Below are 8,494 nucleotides of genomic sequence, written 5' to 3' on the forward strand. Positions count from 1 at the left end.
GGGTGAGGGTGAGGGTGAGGGTGAGGGTGAGGGTGAGGGTGAGGGTGAGGGTGAGGGTGAGGGTGAGGGTGAGGGCCCGGCGGCTGTGGTGAGGCCAGAGGCTTCGAGGCTGCCCCTGGCCTTACGTGGATTACTCGGCGATGGTCCCCGCGCCAGACGCCGCGCGTGACTGTAAGCGCGCATAGAGCCCGCCCTGCGCGATCAACTCGCTGTGGGTGCCTTGCTCCGCGATCCGTCCGCGCTCCATCACCACCACCCGGTCAGCATGCTCGATGGTAGACAGCCGGTGCGCAATGACCAGGGTGGTGCGACCCTGCATCAGGCGCTGCAGGGCTTCCTGCACGAGTCTTTCCGACTCGGTGTCGAGGGCCGATGTGGCTTCGTCGAGGATGAGGATGGGGGCGTCCTTGTACAGGGCGCGTGCAATGGCCAGCCGCTGGCGCTGACCGCCCGACAATTGCGTGGCGTTGTGCCCCACCATGGTGTGGATACCCTTCGGGAGACCCGCCACATGTTCGGCCAGGTTGGCGGCAGCCAGGCACTGCAGCACACGGGTTTCGTCCACGGTCTGGCCCAGCGCCACATTGGTGGCAATGGTGTCATTGAACATCACCACATCCTGGCTCACCATGGCAAATTGCGACCGGAGGGAGGCCAGGTCCCAGTCTGGCAACGCGTGACCATCGACCGCGATGGTGCCTGCCGACGGCATGACAAAACGGGGCAGCAGGTTGACCAGCGTGGTCTTGCCGGCGCCAGAGGGCCCCACCAGCGCCACGATCTCGCCGGGAGCCACCTGCAAGGTCACACCGTCCAGCGCGGGGGCATGGTCGGGGCCGAACGATACGGCGACATTGCTCAGTGTGAGCGCGCCCTGCACGCGGTCCTTGCGGTAGGTTCCACCGGTTTCTGCGCCCGTGTCGCCCAGCAGGCCCAGGCCGCGCTCCAAGGCGGCTACGCCCCGCGTGACGGGGCTGGCCACATCGGCCAGGCGCCGGATGGGCGCGATGAGCATCAGCATGGCAGTGATGAACGACACAAACCCGCCCACGGTCACGTCTTTCACATCGACCGCACCTCGGCTCTGCCATAACGCAATGCAGATCACCACCGACAGCGCGGCTGCCGCCAGCAACTGGGTCAGCGGTGTCATGGCCGCTGAGGCGATGGTGGATTTGATGGCCAGGCGGCGCAGGCTGCGACTCAGGTCTGCAAAGCGCTGAGCCTGCCCCCCTTGTGCCCCATGCAAGCGCACCATGCGGTGCGCGAGCACGTTTTCTTCGACCACATAAGCCAGCTCATCCGTGGCCTGCTGGCTGCTCTTGGTCAGGTGGTACAGCCGCCGCGACAGGGTCTTCATGATCCAGGCCACCCCTGGAACGACGACGGCAACGATCAGCGTCAGCTGCCAGTTGAGGTACAGCAAATAGACCAGCAGTGCGACCAGCGTGAAGCCGTCACGTGACAGGCCCAGCAGAGCCTGCACCAGCAACGTGGCTCCGGTCTGCACCTCATACACCACGGTGTTGGAGAGTGCGCTGGCCGACTGCCGCGTAAACAAGCCCATCTCTGCGGCCAGGACGCGATCAAACAGCGCCTGGCGCAGTGTCAGCATGCCTTCATTGGCGATACGCGCCAGTGCATACTGGCCCACAAACTGGGCCACGCCGCGCACGAAGAAAACCCCCAGAATCGCCAGGGGCACCATCCACAGTTGCAGGGTGCCCTGGGTGAACCCTTTGTCCAGCAGCGGCTGCAACAGAGCAGGGATCAACGGCTCCGTGATGGCGCCCACCAGCGTCGCGACAATGGCCAGACTCCAGGCCATTCGTTGATCGCCAAAATACACCGACAGCCGCTTCAGGCGCGCCATCAAGGTAGTTGGGGGAGTAGGGTCGGTGGCGGGCGTGGCGCCCGTGTCGGTGGCTTGCATGTCGCCCGGATTCTACGTTTGTGCCATGTGCGGCCCGTCCACCTGGGTGAGCCGCGCACAGTTTGTCACAGGGGGCTCGCCGCTGTGTGTAACATTCGGGTTTGCCCTTTCGGCACTTGTTCGGCCACTGCTGGATGCCAATGACCACAGATCGAATCTCCCAACACCCATCTTCTGCAGCCCCGCTGCTTCCCTTGCGCCGCCAGTTGCTGGCCGCACTCATCGCATCACCTTCCATTCCAGCACTTGCGCAGTTCCGTGTGGAAGTCACCGGCGTCGGGCTTACTCAGTTGCCCATTGCCATCGTTCCGTTTCGGGGGGAGGCCCAATCGCCCCAAAAAATTGCGGCCATCGTCCAGGCCGACCTGGAGCGAAGCGGGCAGTTTCGCGCCATTGACGCCTCCGGAGCAGCGCTGGACGAAACCGCGCGGCCAGACGTCGCGCTGTGGCGCCAGAAAAGTGCGGATTCGCTGGCCACTGGCAGCGTTACGCGTTTGGCCGATGGACGTTTTGATGTGCGTTTTCGTTTGTGGGATGTGGTCAAGGGCCAAGACCTGGGCGGACAGAGTTTTGTGGTCACACAGGGCGACCTGCGCCTGGTGTCGCACCGCATTGCCGACTTCATCTACGAAAAGCTCACGGGTGAGCGCGGTATCTTCTCGACGCGCATTGCCTATGTGACCAAAACTGGACCCCGCTACAGCCTGTGGGTGGCGGATGCCGACGGCGAGAACGCGCAGTCTGCGCTGTCGAGCCCCGAACCCATCATCTCGCCCGCATGGTCGCCCAATGGAGGGCAACTGGCCTATGTGTCGTTCGAGTCGCGCAAACCGGTTGTTTATGTGCATGACGTGGCCACGGGTCGCAGGCGCTTGATCGCGAACTTCCGCGGCTCCAACAGTGCGCCAGCCTGGGCGCCAGACGGCCGCACGCTGGCCGTCACCCTGAGCCGCGATGGGGGATCGCAGCTGTACACCATTGATGCCAACGGCGGCGAGCCTCGCAGGTTGATGCAGAGCGCAGGTATTGACACGGAGCCTGTGTTCTCGGGCGACGGCCGCAGCATTTTCTTTGTGAGTGACCGTGGGGGTGCGCCGCAAATCTACAAAGTGGGTACGTCTGGGGGGAATGCGGAACGCGTGACCTTCACCGGCACCTACAACATCTCTCCCAGTGTGAGTCCAGACGGTCGCTGGCTGGCCTATATTTCCCGCGTGGGCGGTGCCTTCAAGCTTCATGTCATGGATTTGTCCACCGGTACCGTCAATGCCGTGACTGACACGACGGCAGACGAAAACCCCAGCTTTGCACCTAACAGTCGCCTCATTGTGTACGCAACCCAGCAACAGGGCCGTGAAGCCCTCATGACCACCACTTTGGACGGCAAGATCAAAGCACGCCTCGCAGGTCAGGCGGGTGACATCCGCGAACCGGACTGGGGTCCGTTCCAAAAGCAATGAACTTATCAGTACTTTCAGTTATCAAGCCTTCAGGAGAAATTTGGATGATCAAACGTTTTACCCTTGCCCTCACCGTTGCCGCGCTCGTGGCGGGCTGCAGCTCTGGCGTGAAGCTGGACGATGTGCCGGTGGAAGACAAAAACGCCACCTCCACCATGGGTGGGGCCAACAGCGGTGTCAATTCCGGCAATACCTCGCAAAGCGGCGTGGCGGGTGTGGACCTCGGCCAGTCCGGCCGTGACGGTGCAGGCCCCGTAGGGGTCGCGCGCGTCGTGTACTTCGACTACGACAGCTACGTGATCAAGCCCGAGTTCCAGTCGCTGATCGAAGCGCACTCGCGGTTCATCAAAGCAGCTCCTAACCGCAAGGTCATGATCGAAGGTCACACCGATGACCGAGGTGGCCGCGAGTACAACCTGGCACTGGGCCAGAAGCGTGCAGAAGCCGTGCGCCGTTCGCTCGGCTTGCTGGGAGTGCCTGACAGCCAGGTCGAGGCCGTGAGCTTTGGCAAGGAGAAGCCTGCAGCACAAGGCAGCACCGAAGACGCACGCGCTCAAAACCGTCGCGCTGAACTGTCGTACCGTTGATGCAATCCGCTGCACCGGCCTTCTCGCTGAAGGCAATCGCGACAGCGGCGTTGCTCGCGGTGTCGCTGTCCTCAGTCCATGCGGCTATCTTTGAAGATGGCGAGGCGCGACGGGCTATCCTGGAAATGCGCCAGCGTGTTGATGGGTTGCAGTCCTCTCAACAGCGCTCCGCAGAAGAGGTGCGCAAACTGGGTGAAGAAAACGCGCAGTTGCGTCGCAGCTTGCTGGATTTGCAGACGCAGATAGAGACCTTGCGCGCAGAGCAGGCCAAGCTCAATGGTCAGAACGAACAGCTGTTGCGCGATGTGGGTGATCTGCAGCGTCGGCAGAAAGACATCGCGCAGGGCGTTGATGAGCGGTTGCGACAGTTCGAGCCCATCAAGGTCAATGTGGATGGCCGCGATTTCCAGGCAGACCCTGCCGAAAAGCGTGATTTTGAAGCAGCCCTGGCGGTTTTTCGCTCAGGCAAATTCCCTGAGGCGAGTGTCGCCTTCGCTGGCTTCGTGCGGCAGTATCCACGCAGCGGCTACGTGCCCTCTGCGCGTTTTTGGTTGGGAAATGCCCAGTACGCCACCCGTGAGTACAAGGAGGCAATTGGCAATTTCAAGCAAATGCTGACTGATGCCCCCACGCATGCTCGTGCGCCCGAGGCAGCGCTGTCCATCGCCAATTGCCAGATTGAGCTCAAGGACACGCGTACTGCGCGCAAGACATTGGAAGACTTGATACGCGCTTATCCCCAGTCTGAGGCAGCTGTAGCCGCCAAAGAACGACTTTCGCGGCTCAAGTAATGGTGGGTGATGTGGCTTTGGCCTCGCAAGCTGCGCCAGACGATGACGCGGAGCTGGTGCTGGAGCGCCGCTTTGGTGGGCTCCAGCGGCTCTATGGAGTGCAGGGTGCCGCCAGAATTCGTTCCGCTCACGTGGCTGTGGTTGGTATTGGTGGTGTCGGATCGTGGGCTGCAGAGGCCCTCGCGCGCAGCGGCGTCGCGCAAATTACCCTGATCGACTTGGACCATGTGGCCGAATCCAACATCAACCGCCAGATCCATGCGCTGACCGATACGGTGGGACAGGCAAAGGTTTTGGCCATGCGTGATCGCATCGCGCAAATCCACCCGGGTTGCATTGTTCATTGTGTCGAAGAGTTTGTGGAGCCAGGAAACTGGCCGGGCTTGCTGCAGACGCCGATAGACGCTCTCATTGATGCCTGTGACCAGATCAAGGCCAAAACTGCACTGTCCGTATGGGCGCAGGCCCATGGCGTGCTGCACATCACCGTGGGTGCCGCAGGGGGAAAGCGGCATGCGCACAAGGTGGATGTGGATGATCTTGCGCTGACCACCCACGATCCTCTGCTAGCGCAACTGCGCTATCAGATGCGCAAACACCACGGAGCTCCGCGAGAAGGAAAGAAGATCGGGGTCCCCTGCGTTTTCAGTCGGGAGGCCGTGGCACCGCCAGACGCGTCTTGCAATATCGATGGCGATGGTTCGTTGAACTGTCACGGGTATGGATCGGTGGTTGCTGTGACTGCTACCTTCGGCCAATGTGCAGCGGGCTGGGTGCTCGACAAACTTGCAACGAGTTCCAGGTTTGCTGAAAAAAAGACGCTATAATCCAAGGCTTTGCAGCAATCAATGCGATGGCTGCAACCGGTCGGGACGTTAGCTCAGTTGGTAGAGCAGCGGACTTTTAATCCGTTGGTCACAAGTTCGAATCTTGTACGTCCTACCAGAGATACAGAGGGACTGGCTGTCATGGTCAGTCCCTTTTCTCGTCTGGCGTAGCCAAAGCGTAGCCAATTACGTTATCGAGCCGACTCGCAGCGGCCTGCAAGCCTTCTGGCGCTACATGCGTGTACCGCTCCACCATCGAGAGCGTTTTCCATCCTCCTAGTCTTTGCCGCTCGTGCGTCGGTGTGGTGTTGATTCCCGGCGCGCCCCGCACACTGCTGAACCTGCGGGCGGAACGGCAGCCGGTGCAAGGGTTTCTGGTGGACTTGTTGAAGCCCTGAAAAACATGGGCGCCCAGCAGGTGCCGGGCGGCATTCAAGGCGCCTGCAGTTTCTGCAGCAGCTCCAGCGTCGGATACCCGTCGGCCACCACGCCCAGGCTGTGCTGGTAGCCGCGCAGGCCTGCCCGGGTGGCGGGGCCCATCACGCCGTCGGGGGTTCCTGGGGCAAAGCCTTTGCGGTTCAGGGCTTCTTGCAGGGTTTGCAGCTGTGCACGCGACAGTGGTTCGATGTCGCGGGGCCACGGGGTGGCCACTGGGCCGCCGCCGTCGATCTGGCGCGCAAGCAGCGCCACGCCCAGCGCGTAGTTGACCGAGTTGTTGTAACGCAGGATGGTGCGGAAGTTGTTGCCCACCAAAAACGCCGGGCCCCGTGCGCCCGCAGGGGTGACGATGGAGGCCCCGGCCAGGTCGGGCAGCGGCGCCCCGTCGATGGATCGCACCCCTTCGGACTCCCACTGGGCTGCGGTCTGGCGCACGGCTGCGTCGGCGCGGGCGTGGTCGAACGTGGGGGGCAACTGCACTTCGGCACCCCATGGTTCGCCGGACTTCCAGCCTGATCGGGCCAGAAAATGCGCGGTGGACGCCGTCACATCGGCCACGCTGCCCCAGATGTCGCGGTGCCCGTCGCCGTCGGCATCGACCGCGTAGGCCAGGAACACTGAGGGCAGGAACTGGGTGTGCCCCATGGCCCCGGCCCACGATCCGATCATGCGGTCGGCGGCGATGTCGCCCTGGTCGATGATGCGCAGCGCTGCAAGCAGCTCGGCCTGCGCCCAGGCGCGGCGGCGGCCTTCGTAGGCCAGGGTGGCCAGTGCATCCACCGTGCGGAAGGTGCCAAAGTTGCTGCCGTAGTTGCTCTCCATGCCCCAGATGGCGGTGATGACGCTGGCCGGCACACCATAGCGGGCGGCTGCTGCTTGCAACGCAGCGCCGTGCGCAGCCAACTGCGCCTGGCCCTGGGCGACGCGCTGGGGGGAGACTGCGCTGTCCAGGTACGCCCACGGGGTGCGGGTGAACTCGGGCTGGGCGCGGTCCAGCTCGACCACGCGGGGCAGCCACTGCGCCTTGCCCAGCACATCCCGCACGGTGGCGGGGCGAATGCCCGCCTCCAGCGCCTGGGCCGAAAAGCTGCTCAGCCATTGGGCAAAGCCGGCCTTGTGGTCGGCATCGGGGCTGGCCTGTGCGATGGGCGAAGCTGTGGGCGGTGTGGCCGCAGGGGCCGCTGCCACAGGTTTTGCTGCGGGTGTGGGGGTGACGCTGGGGGCTGATGCGCAGCCCGCGATGGCGATGGCGGCTGCCAGAGTCACCCCGGCAACCCCTGCGGGGGCGTGAGTGCGTGAGCTGGTGGAGGGCAGGGCTGGGGCGCGCCCCAAGGGGCGAGGGGAAGCAATGAAACTGGGCATGCGCCATTGTCCCGCGTGGCGACATGCGTACAGGGTGCGAATGTGCATCAGTCCGTATGGTGAATATGCTTACTATGTTTTTGATAGCTGCTTGCGCATGTTCCACTAGCGCTTGCGGCCAAAAACACTGAAAAATGCGGTTACAGTGGCGGCTTGATCGCCTTGCGCCCCGCCCGCCGTGCGCGAGCCACCGCCCGCAGCCCCCTGTTAGCCTACCGACCATGGCGCCACACACCTTTCTCTGGCACGACTACGAAACCTTTGGCGCCAACACGCGCCGCGACCGGCCCGCGCAGTTCGCGGCCATCCGCACCGATGCCGAGCTGAACGAAATCGGCGAGCCGCTGATGCTGTACTGCCAGCCCGCCAACGACTATCTGCCCGACCCGGTGTCGTGCCTCATCACCGGCATCACGCCCCAGCAGTGCCTGGAGCAGGGCGTGCCCGAGCACCAGTTTGCCGCGCGCATCGAGTCCGAGTTTGCGCAGCCCGGCACCATTGGCGTGGGCTACAACACCATCCGGTTTGACGATGAGATCACGCGCTTCATGTTCTGGCGCAACCTCATCGACCCCTATGCGCGCGAGTGGCAGAACCAGTGCGGCCGCTGGGACCTGCTGGACGTGGTGCGCATGACCTATGCGCTGCGGCCCGACGGCATCACCTGGCCCAAGAAGGAAGATGGCGTGACGCCCAGCTTCAAGCTGGAGCACCTGTCCAAGGCCAACGGCCTGCAGCACGATGCCGCGCACGATGCGCTGTCGGACGTGCGCGCCACCATTGCACTGGCACGGCTGATTCGCCAGCACAACACCAAGCTGTTTGACTTTGCGCTGAGCCTGCACAAGAAGGACCGCGTGGCCGCCGAGCTGCGCCTGCCCGCCACCACGGCCGCGGCGCGGGCGTTTTTGCATGTCTCGGGCATGTTCCCCACCGAGCGCGGTTGCCTGGCCGTGATGTGGCCGCTGGCCAGCCACCCCACCAACAAGAACGAGCTGATCGCCTGGGACCTGGCCCACGACCCGCGTGAGTTGGCCACGCTGAATGTGGAGGACATCCGCCTGCGCATGTTCAGCAAGGCCGACGCTCTGCCCGA

7 protein-coding genes and 1 tRNA gene are annotated in these 8,494 nt (G+C 63.5%); 6 read left to right on the top strand and 2 right to left on the bottom strand.

Features of this window, described 5'->3' with window-relative positions; all coding sequences use genetic code 11:
- Positions 1-130: 130 nt before the first annotated feature.
- Complete coding sequence (gene msbA / locus ISS20_RS11480; RefSeq protein WP_291436699.1) at positions 131-1,933, bottom strand: lipid A export permease/ATP-binding protein MsbA; 1,803 nt, start codon at positions 1,931-1,933, stop codon at positions 131-133.
- 140 nt (positions 1,934-2,073) lie between these two features.
- On the opposite strand from msbA, the gene tolB reads away from it, so the two are divergent.
- From tolB to ISS20_RS11505, 5 genes are all read left to right on the top strand, one after another.
- On the top strand, positions 2,074-3,393 hold the full coding sequence (gene tolB / locus ISS20_RS11485; protein ID WP_291436701.1) for a Tol-Pal system beta propeller repeat protein TolB: 1,320 nt from the start codon (positions 2,074-2,076) through the stop codon (positions 3,391-3,393).
- A 44-nt stretch (positions 3,394-3,437) separates the two neighbouring features.
- Entirely contained in the window at positions 3,438-3,980 is a 543-nt protein-coding gene (pal, locus tag ISS20_RS11490; protein WP_291436702.1) for a peptidoglycan-associated lipoprotein Pal, read from the top strand.
- A complete protein-coding gene (gene ybgF / locus ISS20_RS11495; RefSeq protein ID WP_291436704.1) occupies positions 3,980-4,771 on the top strand; it encodes a tol-pal system protein YbgF in 792 nt (263 codons plus the stop codon). Before pal ends, ybgF begins: the two co-directional genes overlap by 1 nt.
- Positions 4,771-5,598, top strand: a complete 828-nt coding sequence (locus ISS20_RS11500; protein ID WP_291436707.1) for a tRNA threonylcarbamoyladenosine dehydratase — start codon at positions 4,771-4,773, stop codon at positions 5,596-5,598. The genes ybgF and ISS20_RS11500 overlap by 1 nt, the downstream gene beginning before the upstream one ends.
- Positions 5,599-5,640: 42 nt before the next feature.
- A tRNA-Lys gene (locus tag ISS20_RS11505) sits at positions 5,641-5,716 on the top strand.
- A 314-nt stretch (positions 5,717-6,030) separates the two neighbouring features.
- Here ISS20_RS11505 and ISS20_RS11510 read toward each other — a convergent pair.
- A complete protein-coding gene (locus ISS20_RS11510) occupies positions 6,031-7,398 on the bottom strand; it encodes a lytic murein transglycosylase (protein ID WP_291436708.1) in 1,368 nt (455 codons plus the stop codon).
- Between the two features lie 221 nt (positions 7,399-7,619).
- Here ISS20_RS11510 and sbcB point away from each other — a divergent pair.
- A partial coding sequence (sbcB, locus tag ISS20_RS11515; protein ID WP_291436709.1) for an exodeoxyribonuclease I occupies positions 7,620-8,494 on the top strand: 875 nt, incomplete at its 3' end.

It is taken from the genome of Acidovorax sp. (assembly GCF_016783915.1).
In the GTDB taxonomy this organism is placed as follows: Bacteria; Pseudomonadota; Gammaproteobacteria; order Burkholderiales; family Burkholderiaceae_C; genus Acidovorax.

What these genes read in the sequence shown, in the direction of transcription:
- msbA (WP_291436699.1), bottom strand. Translation starts at nt 1,933, where the DNA reads ATGCAAGCCACCGACACGGGCGCCACGCCCGCCACCGACCCTACTCCC.
- tolB (WP_291436701.1), top strand. Translation starts at nt 2,074, where the DNA reads ATGACCACAGATCGAATCTCCCAACACCCATCTTCTGCAGCCCCGCTG.
- pal (WP_291436702.1), top strand. Translation starts at nt 3,438, where the DNA reads ATGATCAAACGTTTTACCCTTGCCCTCACCGTTGCCGCGCTCGTGGCG.
- ybgF (WP_291436704.1), top strand. Translation starts at nt 3,980, where the DNA reads ATGCAATCCGCTGCACCGGCCTTCTCGCTGAAGGCAATCGCGACAGCG.
- ISS20_RS11500 (WP_291436707.1), top strand. Translation starts at nt 4,771, where the DNA reads ATGGTGGGTGATGTGGCTTTGGCCTCGCAAGCTGCGCCAGACGATGAC.
- ISS20_RS11510 (WP_291436708.1), bottom strand. Translation starts at nt 7,398, where the DNA reads ATGCCCAGTTTCATTGCTTCCCCTCGCCCCTTGGGGCGCGCCCCAGCC.